Origin of the sequence: Mucilaginibacter aquatilis (assembly GCF_009755275.1) — a bacterium.
Taxonomy (GTDB): domain Bacteria; phylum Bacteroidota; class Bacteroidia; order Sphingobacteriales; family Sphingobacteriaceae; genus Mucilaginibacter; species Mucilaginibacter aquatilis.
Window position 1 is genome coordinate 21055 of sequence record NZ_WQLA01000007.1, and the last position, 17651, is coordinate 38705.

16 protein-coding genes, 1 tRNA gene and 1 pseudogene are annotated in these 17651 nt (G+C 41.6%); 12 read left to right on the forward strand and 6 right to left on the reverse strand.

Translation table 11 applies throughout. From position 1 onward, the window contains the following. The first annotated feature begins 356 nt into the window (after nucleotides 1–356). From GO816_RS16090 to GO816_RS18925, 4 genes are all read left to right on the forward strand, one after another. Nucleotides 357–430 (forward strand) — tRNA-Pro (locus GO816_RS16090). Between the two features lie 296 nt (nucleotides 431–726). Beyond that, entirely contained in the window at nucleotides 727–1959 is a 1233-nt protein-coding gene (locus GO816_RS16095; RefSeq protein WP_157542985.1) for a site-specific integrase, read from the forward strand. Nucleotides 1960–1985: 26 nt separating this feature from the next. Next, on the forward strand, nucleotides 1986–2201 hold the full coding sequence (locus tag GO816_RS18920) for an ORF6N domain-containing protein (RefSeq protein ID WP_262884881.1): 216 nt from the start codon (nucleotides 1986–1988) through the stop codon (nucleotides 2199–2201). 11 nt (nucleotides 2202–2212) lie between these two features. Continuing rightward, the gene (locus GO816_RS18925) at nucleotides 2213–2440 is read left to right on the forward strand and encodes an ORF6N domain-containing protein (RefSeq protein WP_317163652.1); all 228 of its coding nucleotides are present in this window, start codon (nucleotides 2213–2215) and stop codon (nucleotides 2438–2440) included. A gap of 2 nt (nucleotides 2441–2442) precedes the next feature. On the opposite strand, the gene GO816_RS16105 is transcribed toward GO816_RS18925, so the two are convergent. After that, a complete protein-coding gene (locus tag GO816_RS16105; RefSeq protein WP_157542986.1) occupies nucleotides 2443–3663 on the reverse strand; it encodes a YozE family protein in 1221 nt (406 codons plus the stop codon). A gap of 418 nt (nucleotides 3664–4081) precedes the next feature. On the opposite strand from GO816_RS16105, the gene GO816_RS16110 reads away from it, so the two are divergent. After that, nucleotides 4082–5119, forward strand: coding sequence for an AAA family ATPase (locus GO816_RS16110; protein ID WP_157542987.1), 1038 nt, complete (start codon nucleotides 4082–4084; stop codon nucleotides 5117–5119). Between the two features lie 9 nt (nucleotides 5120–5128). On the opposite strand, the gene GO816_RS16115 is transcribed toward GO816_RS16110, so the two are convergent. Together GO816_RS16115 and GO816_RS16120 are read right to left on the reverse strand one after the other, a co-directional pair. Further along, on the reverse strand, nucleotides 5129–7795 hold the full coding sequence (locus GO816_RS16115) for a S8 family peptidase (RefSeq protein WP_157542988.1): 2667 nt from the start codon (nucleotides 7793–7795) through the stop codon (nucleotides 5129–5131). 512 nt (nucleotides 7796–8307) lie between these two features. Continuing rightward, nucleotides 8308–10689 carry an NACHT domain-containing protein gene (locus GO816_RS16120; protein WP_157542989.1) on the reverse strand — a complete coding sequence of 794 codons (2382 nt, stop codon included), beginning with the start codon at nucleotides 10687–10689 and terminating at the stop codon, nucleotides 8308–8310. A 496-nt stretch (nucleotides 10690–11185) separates the two neighbouring features. On the opposite strand from GO816_RS16120, the gene GO816_RS16125 reads away from it, so the two are divergent. From GO816_RS16125 to GO816_RS18860, 7 genes and pseudogenes are all read left to right on the forward strand, one after another. Then, nucleotides 11186–11593 carry a helix-turn-helix domain-containing protein gene (locus GO816_RS16125; protein ID WP_157542990.1) on the forward strand — a complete coding sequence of 136 codons (408 nt, stop codon included), beginning with the start codon at nucleotides 11186–11188 and terminating at the stop codon, nucleotides 11591–11593. A gap of 201 nt (nucleotides 11594–11794) precedes the next feature. After that, nucleotides 11795–12865 (forward strand): tyrosine-type recombinase/integrase, encoded by a 1071-nt coding sequence (locus GO816_RS16130; RefSeq protein WP_198171542.1) that lies wholly within the window; start codon nucleotides 11795–11797, stop codon nucleotides 12863–12865. Between the two features lie 138 nt (nucleotides 12866–13003). Next, entirely contained in the window at nucleotides 13004–13300 is a 297-nt protein-coding gene (locus tag GO816_RS16135; protein WP_157542992.1) for a helix-turn-helix domain-containing protein, read from the forward strand. A gap of 42 nt (nucleotides 13301–13342) precedes the next feature. Further along, nucleotides 13343–13684 (forward strand): annotated as a pseudogene (locus tag GO816_RS16140) (plasmid mobilization protein); the annotation flags it as partial. Further along, nucleotides 13681–14901, forward strand: coding sequence for a relaxase/mobilization nuclease domain-containing protein (locus GO816_RS16145; protein ID WP_157542994.1), 1221 nt, complete (start codon nucleotides 13681–13683; stop codon nucleotides 14899–14901). The pseudogene GO816_RS16140 and the gene GO816_RS16145, both read left to right, overlap by 4 nt. A 136-nt stretch (nucleotides 14902–15037) precedes the next feature. Further along, nucleotides 15038–15466: a hypothetical protein gene (locus GO816_RS18855; RefSeq protein WP_232336600.1), complete on the forward strand. Its 429-nt coding sequence runs from the start codon at nucleotides 15038–15040 to the stop codon at nucleotides 15464–15466. 111 nt (nucleotides 15467–15577) lie between these two features. After that, the gene (locus GO816_RS18860) at nucleotides 15578–16213 is read left to right on the forward strand and encodes a hypothetical protein (RefSeq protein WP_232336601.1); all 636 of its coding nucleotides are present in this window, start codon (nucleotides 15578–15580) and stop codon (nucleotides 16211–16213) included. A 181-nt stretch (nucleotides 16214–16394) separates the two neighbouring features. Here GO816_RS18860 and GO816_RS16155 read toward each other — a convergent pair whose 3' ends face one another. The 3 genes from GO816_RS16155 to GO816_RS16165 are packed head-to-tail and all read right to left on the reverse strand — an operon-like array spanning nucleotide 16395 to nucleotide 17580. After that, the gene (locus GO816_RS16155) at nucleotides 16395–16748 is read right to left on the reverse strand and encodes a hypothetical protein (protein WP_157542995.1); all 354 of its coding nucleotides are present in this window, start codon (nucleotides 16746–16748) and stop codon (nucleotides 16395–16397) included. A 26-nt stretch (nucleotides 16749–16774) separates the two neighbouring features. Continuing rightward, complete coding sequence (locus tag GO816_RS16160) at nucleotides 16775–17152, reverse strand: RNA recognition motif domain-containing protein (protein ID WP_157542996.1); 378 nt, start codon at nucleotides 17150–17152, stop codon at nucleotides 16775–16777. Between the two features lie 59 nt (nucleotides 17153–17211). Further along, the gene (locus GO816_RS16165) at nucleotides 17212–17580 is read right to left on the reverse strand and encodes a helix-turn-helix domain-containing protein (RefSeq protein WP_157542997.1); all 369 of its coding nucleotides are present in this window, start codon (nucleotides 17578–17580) and stop codon (nucleotides 17212–17214) included. Nucleotides 17581–17651 lie beyond the last annotated feature (71 nt).

Sequence of the window (17651 nt, forward strand, 5' to 3'; positions counted from 1 at the left end):
AAGAAATTATCAGCAATTAAAGACTGTACAACTTTACGTGATGATTATGGAAACTTTAAAGACGAGAATGCATTAATCAAACACTAAATTCTTTTAAACAAATATTTGTTGCCAAGCATAAATTTTATGGCTGATTTAGAAGCAAATAGCATGCTGTGCGTACACAAAAAGCAATTTGGTGTGTTTTTGATTTGGAATTAATTATACAGCACCTATATTTGCGGCACGTTAAAAGCGCAGAAGTATGTAACAGTATACTGCGCTTAGCAAGGGTAACGATTGCAGAAGAAGAGAATTAAAATTCTTAAAAATAAATTTGCAATCAAACAATAAAAACTTACCTTTGCAAACCCAAACGGGATGTAGCGTAGCCCGGTATCGCGCCACATTTGGGATGTGGAGGCCGCAGGTTCGAATCCTGCCATCCCGACGATACCACATATCAAACGATATGGAAAGCCTGTAAATCATTGATTTACAGGCTTTTTTGTTTTACGGCCTGCTCAAAATATATCAATCCAACTCAAGTTGTCCTTCACCTAACTGAACACCTCTTTTTGATCCGTACTTTTGAGGTGGTAAAAAGTGGTATATTGGATTGTAAGTCAATAGGTTATAACCAATCGGGATTGCGTTATTTTGCGCTTATTTTATCCACTTTTAACCCGCTCCGAAGTGCTTTTGATATTAAAAAAACACAAGGAAACTCATATTAAATGACAGGTTATGAAAGCGATCAACACATTCAGTGTCCATTTTAATCTTAGGACTGAGAAAGAAAAGGACGGAAAAGCCCCGGTTTATGCATCGATCAAGGTGAACGGCAGTAAGGCAATGCTGGCCTTGAAACAAACGATCAGCACCAGGTGCTGGGATATGCGTAAAGGCATGGGAAAATCGACAACAGCCGAAGGACGAGAACTGAACAGCTATTTAGAGGAAGTTAGACAAGTACTCGGTGAGTGCTACAGGGAATTACTACTAAAACGCCGCGTTGTAACTGCCGACAGTGTTAAAGCCGGTTATCTGCGTACAGGCGATGACGAACATACGCTGGACGAGATAGCAAAATATCACAATGATATGTCTATCGGCGTTTTAGCTGCCGGGACAATGAAAAACTACTATACCACACAGCGATATATTAATCAATTCGTTAAAGAGAACTTGAAGCGAAAAGAATTTTATCTATCGGAACTCAACTACAAGTTCATACAGGACTTCGAAACGTTCCTTCGTAATCACCAGCCCATCGACCACCAAAAGCCGCTGACCACGAACGGGATCATGAAACATTTGGAGAGGTTCAAGAAGATGATCAACCTGGGTTGCCGGATAGAATGGTTGTACCGTGACCCTTTCGAGAAATTTCAGTTGAAATTTGACCGGGTAGAAAAGGATTTCTTGAGCGGCCTTGAACTGGATAAATTAGAGAATAAATCTCCCCTTTTACCGAGGCTGGGTTTAGTCAGGGACATCTTCGTGTTTGCTTGTTATACAGGCTTAGCATTCGTCGATGTGATGAGCCTGACTAAGGATAATCTCATCGAGGACCAAGGCGGAAAGTTATGGGTCAAAACCTTCCGGCAGAAAACAACCATACCTGTAAATGTTCCGGTCCTTCACAAGGCGGAATCAATACTGATCAGGTATGACCAAAACCGTCGGGCCATAGCGAACGGAACAATCTTTCCGAAACTCTCCAATCAAAAAATGAACAGCTATCTCAAAGAGCTGGCTGAGTTGTGTGGCATTAGGAAAGTATTAACCTTTCACATGGCCAGGCATACTTTTGCTACAACGGTTACATTGGTCAACGGTGTCCCTATCGAAACGGTCAGCAAGCTATTAGGTCACACTTCCATGCGCTCCACGCAGGTATATGCGAAGGTTATTGAGAAGAAGGTCAGTGATGATATGTCAAAACTGAATGCGAAACTCATTGCTGCTACAGTTTAATCAAAAAGTCATTATAAGTTAAGATTATGACGGGGAAAAAAGAAAGCTCAAAAACGATTTTCGATGAGATCGTGATGAGCAAAATATATTTCATAAGAGGCCAAAAGGTAATGCTCGATGGCGATTTACCTGAATTATATGGTACTGAAACCAAGAAGTTAAAGCTACAGGTCAACAGGAACCAACAGTGTTTTCCTGAGCTATTTATGTTTGAGTTAACAAAGAAAGAGTATGATGCTTAAGGTCACAATTTGTGACCTTAAAGCGCTGTGAGCATTCTAAGTATCTACCTTATGTATTTACAGAGCATGGCATCGTGATGCTATCCAATATTTTAAAGAGTGAAAAAGCTATTGCAGTAAGTATTCAAATCATTAACATCTTTGTAAGGCTTCGGGAAGCGTTCGCAACAACGAAGATGAGAAACCCGCTTCCTAAGATTGGAAGCGGGTTTGCGACAAAACGTCGGTTGATGCATTAATTCTATAGTGTTACAAGGTTTGCGCAAGCAAGTTCAGGGCTACTTCTTACTTCATCTAGAAAAAGGCTGTGCTTATTTCCTGCCTTCCTGCGGGGACTTTGGATGGCAATCGTGTAGTGACGTTCGCTTACCCCGACAATGCTTACTGGAATGGCTCTTTTTCCGTCCCATGATATCCAACCATCATCGCCCTGCATAAATTTTTCTATGGTCCTTCTGTCGTAAGGTATTGGTGTCGCCTTTTTAACTGTGACGACCTTTCGGTCAACATGTTTTTGAAGCTCGCTTTTGTTTACTTGTTTTAGAGGATTCGAAGATCGCTTTTTTCGTACATAAGTTTGGTAGGACCTCCAAGCTCTTTCTAAAGCTGCCATCGCGCCGTAAGGCGGATGATTATTCAATAAATAGTCCTGGTATTGTTTATATTCACTAAATATCGGCCAGTTCTCACTTTCATCTGCAAAGCCGCGTTTGTTTGCCAGGTCTCCCAGTGGAGTATCCCGTTTTTTTTGCTTTGCTAACCAATCTGCAAAATTAGGTTCAAGGGGGGCTACTTCCTGAAGAGGTTGGGAATCTCTGATCATTTGATGATAGTGGTCCCTCATTTTTAATATGGCGGCATCTAGGGTATCCGCTTCTGCAGAGTAATGGCTGGTTTTGACATAGCCGATAAAGGCTGCTACTCTTTTCAAATTGAAAACATCTACAACTCCTCTTTTACCATTTTGGAATGACAATAATAGGCTTGGTGATACATATTCACGAAAAACAACTATTGCCACTTGGTCGTTTTCGAATTCCAGCTTAACACCGTGTCGTTGAATCTTTTGATCTCTGAAATAAGCGGGTTTCGATCTTAAATGTCGGTCAGCCAGTTCTTTTCCCAGTTCCTCCAAGGTTGGCCAGATGGAACCCAAGAGCACCTTTTCATCAATGAGCGGTAAGTAAACGCCTTCAGCCAGATCATCAGGCAGATTTGGGGGCAAGCCGTTCAAATTTTTTCTTCGTTCTTTGATGTGAGCCGTAGGGGTTAAAACGATGAATTCTGCGTCAGTAAGTTTCCTTATCGGGCGTTTATCGTCAGCTAATAAGGCAGCGCGGGAAGAATAGCCGAAATAGGCAGCTACAAGCTCATGAGCGTGGGACGATTTTATTGAAATATTAAACTTGTTAAGAGAAAATGAGCGCAGAGAATCTGCGCATAGTTTTGTTATGTGCTCCATAGCAATTTTAAGTTAAGAGCTGGACTAACAATGATTGTCGAGAGTGTTTAAAGACAACCGGTGCCAGCAGATCTAACAAAATTTTGCTGTAGGTTTGTCATAAAAGTATTAGCCTCGCGTTTCAGTCACTCACAACTGTGGCGCTCGATTCCTTGACACTAAGATAAAATACATGTATTATAAAAGCAAGGAAAATAATCAAAGATGTCCAAATACGATGTTGCTTTTATAGCTGCTTTCCTAGCGCAGCTGAAAACTGATGCGTAACATTTTGACGTGCCGCCCGTTCTATTTAAAGCATTGTATAAATTTTTATTTATAATTTGTACTTTTGCCGAATTTTTTAGTAGGTTTAGAAGGCGTTGATTAGACGGGCATTCGATAAAATTGACCTCCTAACCTTTTAAATTACAAAGAAATGTCCCAGTTCGATTACATAAAAGATATAGCCAAATATGGTCTGGAAAATGACCAGGAAAAGTTATTGGCCGTTCTGAACGAACTGATTGAGCATTCAAAGAATACCAAAAAGCTCAATTTCGCTATCCAGCTACAATCCATTTTAAAAGATTCGATAAGGCAACAGCAAGAAAAGCCGATGTTAAAGGTCGGTTCTCCGGGACATTTTCAACGCCTGGATGAACGCGAGGTTGACGAACTAATACTAGAGAAACTTACCTCAGACTATAGTTTTGAAAATTTGGTAGGTACTGACAAGATCAAGTCGGAGCTGGATTACTTTGTCAGGGAACACATGTCCGCTGACCTGCTCCAAAAATACGGTCTTCCGATAGCTAACAAGCTCCTGTTGCACGGTCCATCAGGCTGTGGTAAAACACTTGCCTCTTATGTGATCGCAGGGGAATTGAAGAAAATGATGATTGTTGTTAACCTCGGTGCGATCGTTTCTTCTAAACTCGGCGAGACCAGTAAGAACTTGGCCAAAATCTTCCGGAAAGCGGCAGCAGAGGACTGCATAATTTTTATCGACGAGTTCGACTCGCTCGGTAAGGTACGTGATTACAGTCAGGATCACGGGGAAATGAAACGTGTGGTCAACACGATCCTGCAGTTATTCGACTATCTACCACAATCATCAATCCTGATCGCTGCCACCAACCAGGTTGATATGATCGACAATGCTTTATTGCGCCGCTTTGATCTGAGCGTTACCTTTAGCTTGCCAAGTCCGGAAGAGGTAAAAGACCTGCTTAATCTTACTTTAAAAGACGGGCAGTATAAGTTCGACCGACCCAAAGCGGTCGCAGAGATCATTGCCGCTGCGAAAGGTCTATCTTACTACAGTATTCAAAAGACGATCGTGACAGCTATTAAACGAAGCATCTTTGAACTTGACCGTAAAAAAAGCCGGGCATTATATGTCACTATCAACACTGACTTATTGGCTGATCTGATCGAGCAGGAAAAAAAGGCACTGTCCGTAATGGCCTCCTAACCTTTCACTTTAAACTTCGCCTTCCAGTACTATATTTCCAATTGCTTCCAACTCATTAATCAACAGCATTTCATTATATAGTCTGCCTGTTGTCTTCCCTTTTACAGGGTTTTCCCGTACTGTAACCACCAATGAAAAGGGATGGGCTGTAGTGTATTTCGTTTTCTCGGGGACAGACAATAATTTATGAAGTTTTGACAGCAATACAATTTTAAAAGTACGATTCTCGTCGATCAATACTTTCTTTGATACCGAGAAGCTCATCTTCTGCGTATTGCTCAGCATTTTCGATTTATAGTAATAATCCTGAGACCATGACGGACTAAATTTATACTTATCCGTGGTGTTATAATTGATTCCGAGGGGTACCTGTTTACCATCAACTAATTTAACATCACCATTCTCATCAAGCTCATAAGCTTCTAATGGCAGATTTTTGAACACACCGAAAGCGATCTGCAAAGGGCAATAGGCCACTTGGTTATTTTTGACCGGGTCAAATTTAAAACACAAAGTAGCGTCCACCTGAACAAGGCCGGTCTTTCGGTCTTGCTCAAGAAGATATTCCGGTAAGACAAGGGGATATGATTGGATTTTATCCGGTTCGATCTCATCTTCCAGCACGAACGTGATCCTGTCGTTCGATGAGAAAAGGCAGCTTTCAGTATCAGGCAGCCCATTACCAGCCACATGTGTTTGACGGGTGATCGGTAGTTTGGCAAAGAGGTCATCCCGCTTTTCACAGTGCGCGTTATTGATCATTAGTGCTTTTACCGTTTGAACATTCCAGGCCAGGTCGGGGTACCGGCGAATGATCTTTGCTGCGAGATTGGCCGCCAGCGGTGTGGCAAAGCTTGTACCGATGTCCCTGTCATAGTACATACCAGGCGCGCAGGATAACATCTTTAAACCGGTGTGTGAAGGATCCAACATCTGGTCATAGTCACCGCCGTAGAAACAAATATCTGGCTTGTAGAGCCGTTTATTGATTTTGACCTTAGTAATGGACGGATGATTCCAGTCTATATGGAATGTACGGCTGTAAATAGCCGGAACATTACCTGGCGGTGAGATTCGGTTAAGAGTATTGTTCTCGAGGTTATCTGCTAATGCACCGACGGTCATATTGTTCATGCTTTCAGCTGGGCTACTCAAATTAGCAGATTCTTTCTCAAAATGCAAACCGTAAGTGGCCGGCCGACTATTCCGTCCATCCGTTTCAATTAGATCCCTATTGTTAGCGATGCTGATGAATATCAACAGATTCAATTCATAGGCCAGCAAATCCAACGCATAGGCATAGGCAGAGGCTGGTTCATTATATTTCTTCCAGTCCTCGTAACAAATGGTTAGGGTAAATATCCTTACATCGTATCGCTCATGAGCCGCCCGAATCAAACGTATAACTTCAAACTCCGGTATTGGCCGGTTATTATTACTTAAAACTTTTATTGGTAATAATCGCGCGTCAGCAGTAAAGTCACCCACATGATCGGGGATCAGCTGCGTACCTAAGGTCGCTAATGCCCCAACCGCGGTCCCATGGTTGATCTCATCAGTGATGGGTGAAGTACCTGTAATATCGAATGCTGCATCATTGATGATCAACGGTGCCAATGGATTTTGATCACTGATGCCTGTGTCAATGACCCCGATAATTGGCAGATCCTCACCGGCATTTTGTACGGTAAAACCAAACGTTCGCTCCGGTATATTAAACCGACCGGGACGAACTATACCTGCCGATATGGAATTGACCGATTGGATAATGTCAAAATTGTCAGCAATCTCGATAATTGAAGCTACCGGTGCATTGACCAATTCGATCTTGTGGAGCCTCGGATCGTAATAGTGCTCTATATTTTGTTGTGCCAGGTAGTCTAATAGCGATTGTTCAACTGGCCGAACGACTTGTTGAAATATCTCAACATTATCGACAATGTCAAGTAACACATGTGCGCGCTGTTGCGCAGCATTTTTGATCATTTTCCTGGTAGATAGATAATCAAAATCGACAATGAACCGGATGTTCGTATTATAATTGATATTTAATGCCGGGTCCGCATTATTGACGAAGGTGCTGATTTCACTTTCGAAACGTTGAAATCGGACAGCATCAACTATCGCAAAAACAGCGCAGGTATTTAATTCGGTCAATCCTACCAATGATAGCCCAAAATCGTTCCGATAAGAGTTTGAGAATACGGAAGTATCAAAAGTATTATGGAAATGTATAATAATATAATCTTGATGAACGGGTATATTGAGAAAAGGATTCCTGCGTGCGATCCTTGCATTACGATCCCTGGTAAAGTTAGCTTGTGAAGCAGCAAAAGACTGTTGCTTAATTCTATAATCAACCGGTTCATCGTTGTCTTCCTTTTCATCCTGATCCCCCGGGTTTCTCGTTCTCTGGCGGAGGGTGACAACCCCTTCCTGTGGGTTTCTAAAAAATACGTGATCGCGTTCTCCTGCCATTAGATTTTGTGATTTTGGCTTAGTCGCTAAATTTACGTAAAACGGCCTTAAACACCAAACGCTCAACGCTCCAAAGTAGCTGCAGGTGCTGTGGTTTCCTTTCCTGATCACAAAATGTGCCTTCGCCGGATCGTTCAACGACCGCTCAAATACCTCATAAATAATTTCCGTTTTGATCTGCAAATAATTCATCTGCATAATGATTGGATTGGTCACCCGCAGCACCGGTAATACCCTGTAGGCGTCGATCTCCCGCTTTAACGCATCATGGTGTTAATGATCTCATAATGGAAAGCTTTTAGCTCGATCTTTTCATCAGGATTTTCTGCCACCAAGCCGACGAAGTCCCCGAACTCAGTGACGCGATCCGCGAAGCATGCACGGCGGCCTTTAATTGTTTAGACCTGCTAATTGAGGTATCACTACGGCTGATGGACAACTTTCCCTTCCTGCATGATACGCGCGATCTTATCCGACACCAGATTGGCCTTATCACCGGCCACCTGACCAACCGTTATGTTCCCAACGAATTACCGAAATTATGGACGCGCGGAAATTGCAATGAGAGTCTTAAGGGAACTTGTAAAATAGTTAAAAAGGTTTCAACTGGTGCCGCTGTAGATTTATTTAGACATTCGATAAAAACGTCTCTTATAAGGCCTTCTCAATTCAGTATTAATACATCAGTTGATATACTAAATTAAATTAATTTAGTCAATGGTTTCAACATTATAGAACTTATAAAAATCTAACCGGTCTTTTAAATATTCGAATCTACTTTTAGAGTATTTAAAATGTAAATATTTGGCGTCTTGCCATTCTGAGTCAGAGATTGTTTTAACCTTTTCTATTATAATTTCTAATCCTTCAACTTCCTTTTCTAACAGTTTTAGCTTCTCTATGTCCGTTTTCTCATCCTTACTGTCAAGAATCCTGCGGAAGCTCTTCAAATCTGTTAATAACGTCTTTGTGGTAAAGTCTATGAATCCAGTAGCGGTCTGGGAATTTAAGAATGCTGTAAAAACAAGTTGGTATATATCAAAGACCGAAGATTTTCGCTTTCCAGAAAAGTTCTTATTATTTATAAAAAGGAGATACCAAAATGAAATTATTTGGTTCAGCTTTAAACTTTCGAAAAATGAAATGTAGAATGAATCATTTAAACTTACATCAGTTATTGAACTCAGAGCTATAAAAAAAATTTCATCGTGTTCCTGGTTATGTGCAATATCAATGAAAGTTCCTTGATGTATAAATGACTTTAATTCAAATTTTTTTAAAGTGATTTGTATCTCTAAACTCAAATATTTTTCGCGAAATTGTCCTAGTTGAGTCTGTAAAAAATTAGGATTTACAAATTCTCCTAACTCCAAAATTGTATTGACCGAATGTAGACTGCCTTCTATTATATACCTTTCAATATTGTCAAGAATTAAACTTTTGATAGCATAAAAATTATCTTTTGATTTTAAGACTAATTCCGTGTAAATTTTATTGTAAGAATTTGCGTCAATAACATCACGTAAATAGCGTAGAATATAGTTGTCTATTTTGAAAGTTGGATTTTGATTAATTATATTAACAATTAATTGTGAAGAATATAGTTGATCTTCATCGTTGTCCCATCCGTCAAATAGACTTTTCATAATGTCATCTTGGCGCTCCTTGTAATATTTAAATACTATTAAAACAAACTCACTCAAATTGCGGCTTTTTATTTTACTTATAAAATAATCGAACATATGCGGGTTTTTCAAGGCTTCTGTTGCAAGCACTTCTTTGAATCGCCTATGTGGAAAATCATAGAGTAAGTTGTCTGGATTTGCATTGACAACGACAAAGACCCCAGATAGTATCAACTGCATAACAAACGTTGGATTGTTTGACCTGGGTTGATCAAGCTCTGCCATTATTGCAAGCGTGTTGTCGTTTGAAAGATGCTTTTCGAAAAACACCCTAACATATTTTGTAAGACTATTTACATTGAAGATGTTTTCTCCAGATAAGAGCAATTCAAATGCGAAGTATTTTAAAAATTCTGTTTTTTCATATAAATAATTGCTTCTACGTTTTACAAAAGCAAGTTTTTTTTGCTCTGCTGAATATTCCCTAACTTTAAATTTATCCAAGTCAGAAAGCAGCACTTTTATGCATTCAAGAACTAATTCGTTTAGGTAAGGTAAAACTGCGAATGTTTTCTCATCATTTTCTAAAAGGTGGTTTACATGAATATAGCAAAGTATAGTCAAAAATAACGGTCGTTTAGATAACCTAACCATCTCTTCATCTTGGTGTGTATCAATTTCTTCAATAAATACTTCTTCGTCGAGTAGTTCTGCAAACCTCTTTGAGCGGCTTCTGTATTTATCAAAAATCTTCTTAACCAAAACCAGTCTGTTGTCGCCTAGACCCCTCAATTGAACAGCAATGAAATCCTTCGAAAATGGTCGAGTTGAACTTTCTTTCATCGAAGATGCTTTAATACCAATAGGATTCAGCCTGTAAAACTCCTCTCTGGTTGATAACCACACATTGCACCGCGTGATATTTTTATAAATTTGAAGATATTTAGTATCGATGCAGTCTTCATCTACGTCGACATCCATTGTAGTAGAAAGCAGTAGCCCCAACTCGTACCTAATATGATTATTTGATGTCGTGAAGCTTATTTCGTCATAACCGTCCAATAGAAAAAAAACTTTGCTCTTTGCAGTCAATGATGATAGTTTTTTAATTCCATCGTGTCGAAGAAATGAGGTGTCTTCTAACAAAGTCCTTAGAATTGGAGATTTGCCAAAATTTGGAACAGCCTTTAACGATATAAAAATGGGAATCTGTTTCTTTAATGCTGCCAAAAAGTAAGGATATTTGTTATTCAATATTGACAATGTCGCGTACCGAAAAAATGTAGATTTTCCCATCCCTGCGCTTCCAATAAAAATAGCTTTATAATTTTGATTTAATTTTTCAAGAGGTTTAGAGTTTTTTATTACATGAACCGGCTTTAGGCTTGATGTTTCCACAAATTGTACCTCTATATCTACATAATCTTCTAATACTTCTAAATCAATATCTTTGTAAATAAAAGGCATTTGTGAAAGCGATATAGAGAGGTTTTTCTTGTATTTGCCAAATCGCAAAACGATGTGTCTAAACGAGTATAAATACTTGAACCCATCCTTAGTATACCCGACAATTATACTAGTCCCTATCTTTCCTAAAAATGGGATAATCGTTAATCTGTAAAATGTATATAGTGTTGTGAGCATTAGATCGATAATACTAAAATTTGGTATTAAAAATACTTGTAAAGTAGCTACTTCAAGGATCTTTAAAAATTTAAACAGGCGAGTTGGAGCTGATTTTCTATGACCAATTATTTAAGAGTATTGCTCAAATTGATATTGTAGGCCAAGAATGTCTAAGTTTGTTAATTTGAAAGCCATAAGGTTTAGTTTGTATTTAATTCTTGCTTTAAAGCAATATTACCGAATTTATTGATATTGTTTATATCCGACTCGGATTACATCGGATAAATTTTACTGTTCGTCCACCCACCTTTGTTTTTTCGAAGCAACGCAGGCCAACTTGCGTTGCAGAAAATCAAGCTCAACAGAGCTTAACCAAACCGAACGTTTAACGAAACAAGGGAAAACTAAAGCAACAGAGATCATCAACTGTGAAGACCTAGAAGCATTCGGCGAAAAGCTGATAAGTCAGATAAAAGCACTATTGACCGTCGGTTCAACCGAAGGCGAACCGCGTAAATGGATCAAGACCTGCCAGGTCAAGAAGGTGCTTACAATCTCGATCAACACACTGCAAACCCTTTGTGACAAAGGCACGATACCTTTCACCAAGATCGGTGGCATCCTCTATTATGAGATGGATGCAATTCAGAAAGTCCTGCGGAGTGAAGCAGTCCAAACGTATCCGTTTGGCGAGGTGAAGACCGTCTTCACGAAATGGAGCAAGCCATGTTTTCGCTACGCTTAAACGGCTTGCTCCTTAACAGGAGATACCCTGCGGGGGCAAGGATTTAAATGTCGAACATGTGCCTGAACCAGCACTATGCCCACCATCATTTTATAAAATCCTTCGAAGCTTTTTCTTTACCAAATGAAGAAAAAGCCATCCAAAGAATTCAACTACACTACTCCTAAAATCACCATTCCTAGAAACAGGAAAAAAGGCCGGGTGTATATCAGTTATCATTATGAAGGTGTCCGATACCGGCATTACAACGGCAATAGTTTAGCATTAAAGATTTACCCCAACAGGTGTACGGACGAGCAGGATAAGCTCAGGCAGTTGAACCTGTTAAAAAGTAAGTTTAACGATGCACTTGAATCGGGCTGGGCACCGACCGAAGAAGTAATTACCATACCAATACTGCGTGATGCCTTAACGCAGGTACTCGCAGATAAACTTGCCTCCAACCTTTCCTCAACTTATAAAAAAAACCTTGTCGGCATCCATAAGTTGTTCACCAAATTTCTGCTGCCAAATGAATTGAACAGGACATACGACCATCTCAAACTGCACCGCGTCGAAGAGTTCCTGAACACGTTCCGTTCATCAGAGCGCAACTATATCAACCGCCGAAGATGCCTCGGTGTATTCTTCAACGAGATCGTTCGCCGCGAATGGGGCAAGAGCAACCTTGCCAGCCGTACACCTCCTGCCAAAGCAAAGGCGGTACTGCATATCCCATACAACGACGATCAGCTTAAACAACTTTTAGACTTCCTTAAAAAGACATCCCCGAACCTTTACCTCTGCTGCCTGCTCACTTATGGCTGCCTGCTAAGACCGCATAGGGAAATACTGAGACTAAAGCGTAAACATATTACAGAGGACCTGTCTCAAATCATGCTATCAGGAAATGAGAATAAGAGCGGCAAGGTCAGAAGAGTATTCGTGCCGGTATACGTTCAGGAGGAACTCAGGAAGAGGCTTGAAAGAATCACCGATCCCGAAGCCAACATTTTTACACAACATAAAGAACACTATAACGAAAGTTACTTTAACCTGATGTGGCGCAGGGCACGCCGGGCAATGATAGAAAAGGGTTTATTATTCGACGGACAGACCATTTACTCTTTTCGTCATACGGCAGCGATCAAAGTATACCGTAAAACCAAAGACCCGCATGTACTGCAACAACTGCTGCAACATTCCAGCATGAGCGTTACCCTGAATTACCTGCGCGGTTTGGGAGAGGTTAACGACGAGCGGCTAAAGGACATGATGCCGGAGCTTTGGTAATACCACCACAAACCAAGCTCAATCCAACTTTTTCAAATAAAAAACACCCACCTGTGGTACAGGTGGTGATAAACTCTCATCTCAAAAGGTAACCTTTGGTCAAAAACACAATAGTTTAACCTTTTAAAAGCAGATGTTATGGCAACAGAGATCATCACAAGAGAGGATTTGGAGGAGTTCGGCAATAAGCTAATCGGCCAGATGAAAGCATTATTGAGCGGTGGGAACGGTGAAGGTAACCAGCCCAAGTGGATCAAAAGCTACCAGGTCAAGAACCTGCTCAAGATCAGCAGTAATACCTTGCAATCGCTCCGCGACAACGGCACGCTGCCTTTTACCAAGATAGGCGGCATCCTGTACTACAGTTTGGAGGACATTCAAAAAGTGCTGCGTGGCGAAGTACAAAGCAAACGCATCCGCTTAGCACGGAGCTAAGAAACCCATTACCAAACAGCTACCAGTAATTCATCAAACCGTAGTATCATGGGAAGGCCGCCAAAAAGTGAAGAGGATAAAAGAACGGTGCAGGTAAACATCAGGCTTACCGAGGAAGAGAACAGGCAGCTTAATGAGCAGGCGGAAGGCTCCGGCCTTTCTCCTGCCAACTGGATCAGGCATAAAGTATTTACCGGCAGGTTCCCGGCTATCAAAGTATCACCCATCGAAGGCAAGCTTTACCGCGAACTACATTACATCGGTAATAACCTGAATCAAGCGGTAAAGCAACTGCATACCGGTAGGCTTGACGTTCGATACGAGGGCATATTGAACTCCCTGTTACGGTTAAAGTACGAGATACTCAGCAAACTACTGAAATGACAGCAGACCAAGTAAAAGGCAAAGGATTTAAAGGAGCATTGGGCTATAACCTTGATAAGGTAGCGAAAGATGTGGCCAAGGTGCTGACCTCCACCTTCAACAAGGAAAACGACTTAAAAGCTATCCTGAAAGAAGTAAGCCTTGTACGGATGCAACGCCCCAATCTGGCCAAATACTTTTACCATACCTCGCTGAATTTCCCTACAAGCGAAAACCTGAAAGATGAACAGATGAAGACGATTGCAGCCGACTACTTGAAAAGAATGGGCTTTGGTAACAACCAGCATGTCATTTTCCGTCACTTCGATGCCGACCACCCGCACCTGCATATCCTCGTCAACCGTATCGGTTACGATGGCAGCGTGGTATCAGACAGCCAGGATTATAAACGTAGTGAACAGGTATTGCGACAACTGGAAAAGAAGTACCAATTAACCGAAGTCATCGGTAGCAAGCAGGCACAGGAACGCGCGATGACCAAGAATGAATGGGAAATGATGAAGCATACCAACAAGCCATCGGCCAAGATGAAGATACAGGAAGCTGCGAAAGGAGCATTGAAGGATAAGCCCTCTATCGAAGTATTCATCCAACGATTGGAAAAAGAAAACATCAACGTGCTTTTCAATCAGGCCAGTACCGGCTTTGTTAGCGGTATCTCGTACGGGTATGAAGGATTGCAGTTCAAAGGTGCCCAATTAGGCAATGCCTATAAATGGCAGGCCATTAAAACAGCGACAGGTTATGAACAAGAAAGAGATCGCACAACAGTTCACGAGGCGAACATTAGGACAGGAAAGCTTAAAGCACAGCGAGCAGCAGCTACAGCGGGAGCAACAACAGGAGCCAACGAAACCAACAGAAACGGAAAAGGGCGAAGCCATGCTGAAGATGATAGAGGTTCACTACATCAAGGCACTGGACAACTACAAACGCACCCTGAACAAAGAAGCCGACAAAAGCCTGTATACGATACAGGTATTGGAGGGAACAATAACCAATATGGCCTTTCAGCTACGAATGGCAGCGGACAGCTCAGAAATGCTGAACAGGGAACAGAACAAAGTGGGCAACAGGTGGCTCATCAGGGTGTACGTGATAGCAATCTTATCGGGCATTTGCTCGGCGCTGATAACGATACTGGTCATTTGGCTGAAATTGAGCTGAGCAACAACCGGAGACGCAGGAAGAAGAAAAGGCGGGGGCTGTCTCATTAATATCATCAGTACCACCCGCACGACAGCCAAAACCAAATAATTAAAACAGAGGAATCAAATTTCCAACCGACGATACCTGTCACATCCCATACAAACACAAGTATTCACCATTAACACAAAAGCTTATGAAAAGGAAATGGTTAAAAAGTGTAAGTATCATGATTCTCCTGCTATTGGCATTACCGCTGTTTTCAAAGCGGAGGGGCTTGCAGACAACATTGAAGGCTTACAGGGAACTCTGGATAAGGTGTATGATGAAATGCTGCCCATGTGCAGCGGCCTCATTGGCGTTGGACGTGCAATAGCAGGCTTTGCCGCCCTGTGGTACATCGCGGCAAGGGTGTGGCGGCATTTGGCCAATGCCGAACCCATCGATGTTTACCCACTGTTAAGGCCGTTCGCACTGGGTATGGCCATCTTATTATTCCCCGTGGTCATCAATGTGATTAACGGCGTAATGAAACCTACAGTAACCGCCACGGGGAAGATGGTAAAGATCTCCAATGCTGCTATTGAACGACTTTTAAAAGCCAAGGAGGAAGCTTTAAAGAGCACTACCGAATGACAGGCGTATATTGGTGAAGACGGTAACGGCGATAAGGAAAAATGGTATAAGTATACACACCCCGATGAGGAAGGCAGCGGTGACGGCATTTTTTCGGGTGTCACCAACAGCATGAAGTTTTGGATGGATAAGCAAGCTTATAACTTTAAAAACAACATTAAGCAATGGATGTCATCAATACTGGAGATAGTATTCCAGGCAGCCACATTGTGTATCAATACCATACGAACGTTCATTCTCATCGTACTGGCCATACTCGGACCGCTCGTGTTGGGGCTGAGTGTATTCGACGGTTTTCAGAACACCTTTACCCAATGGATGGCGAGGTACATCAACGTATTCCTGTGGTTACCGGTGGCAAATATCTTCGGTGCCACCATCGGCAAGGTACAGGAGAAAATGTTGGCCCTGGATATTTCGCAGGTACATGAAACAGGAAGTACCTTCTTTAGCTCCGCAGATACCGCTTACATTATATTTCTCATCATTGGGATCGCCGGTTATTTCTGTGTGCCGTCCGTAGCGGGTTATATTGTTCACGCCGCAGGCGGAAGTACCATCATGCAGAAAGTAAATCAAACCATCGTGCAAACGAGCAATACGACCATAAGTTCAGCACAGCAATTCAGTTCTGCCTTAGCGAACAAGATCAGCAGTTGGAGCCAGCCGTCAAATAACAATAACAACCAAAGCCACAGCAGTGATGCCGGTAACCAATATATGAAAGACCGCCTGTCGGGAAATTGAAAATACAGCACAGGCATACATGCACAAATACACGCAAGCCCGCTATAACGCGGGCTTTTTTATGTTCAGCGAATGCAGTAATATAAATTTATAGAAGTATCGAATCCTATAAGGTATATAGTTTTGTAGAAATATAGATTTACATATGTCTATAAATCTAATACCATGAACATGCCATCAGCTATCTTGGGTCGAAATAAAAAGGCTCTTGAAAGATGGTAAAGCCGGGACGTTTACGCAGAGTGATGTTAGGGTTGGTTTCCTCCACCAAAATTCCGTCCTTATATTCAAAGCAAAATGAATACAGTTCCGTTTCTGCTTCATTGAGCAAGAATAAACTCAACGTGTTCAGGGAGGTCATCAACCAATTGCCCCTACGATCCATTTCGGGGGAAGGGTCATCAGGGTCGGGAACTTGCGTCCAGCATACCAACATATCAGGCCGTAATTCCAGAATTTCGACAAATGAGCTACTATCGGGACGGTTGAGGATGTACACCCCGCTACCGTCTGAACTATCTGAGCTTAGGTACATATTGATAGTTTATAGTGTAAAAAATATCAGATACGTGGCCGCCTGGGACGTTTTACGCGAGATTCATCCGTTTGAGGAGGAGTAACAAAGCTATTCCGCTTTACCGCTGGCTTATGATACGCATCCTTTGACTTGTTAAAGGTCGGCTTTTGAACTACCGGCTTTTCTTCGTTGATCTTTACGGTGAGTTCCCTGTCCTGCATCGTTATCCCATCTAAAGCGATGACGGCATTTTCCGCGCCTGCAAGGCTGACCATTTCAACAAAAGCGTAACCCTTGCACTTACCTGTTTGCCTGTCCCGAACAATTTTAATAGTGAGGATGTCACCGTGCGGAGCAATGAGTTTGGCCAATTCCAATTCGTTGATCTCAAGCGGGAACCCGCTGACAAAGAGTTTGGTCATAACAGACAAGGTAGGTAGTCGGTAATTATATGCAACGCTTAAAGCAGCATGGGATATGTTTACTTTTTACTTAACAAATCGTTTTTTTCTTTTTCAGCCTGAAGTAAACGTTCATATAGTTCGACAACCTTATCAATAGGGTTAAAAGTGCAATTAAAGTTATTAAACGCACCTGTGCTATTGTCATTAAAGGTGTTGAAATAATTTAGAACAGCCTCTTCACTAAAGCTTTTAATAGCATCTGCGGTAACGCCAAGGACAGTAGCAATCTTAGCTAATGATTCATCATCTATATCCGCACTCTGTTCAATCTTCGAGATAGCTTGCTGGCTGATGCCTAATTCGGCTGCCAAAGCATCCTGTTTCATTCCGCGAAGTTCCCTGATTTTAGAGATTTTTCTACCAAGATGTTGAATTGTTTCTGCCATGCTTCAAAGGTATTGTTTAACCGTAAATGTACGAAACAACGCGCAAAAAGTAAAGTACAACCGCTTATGGT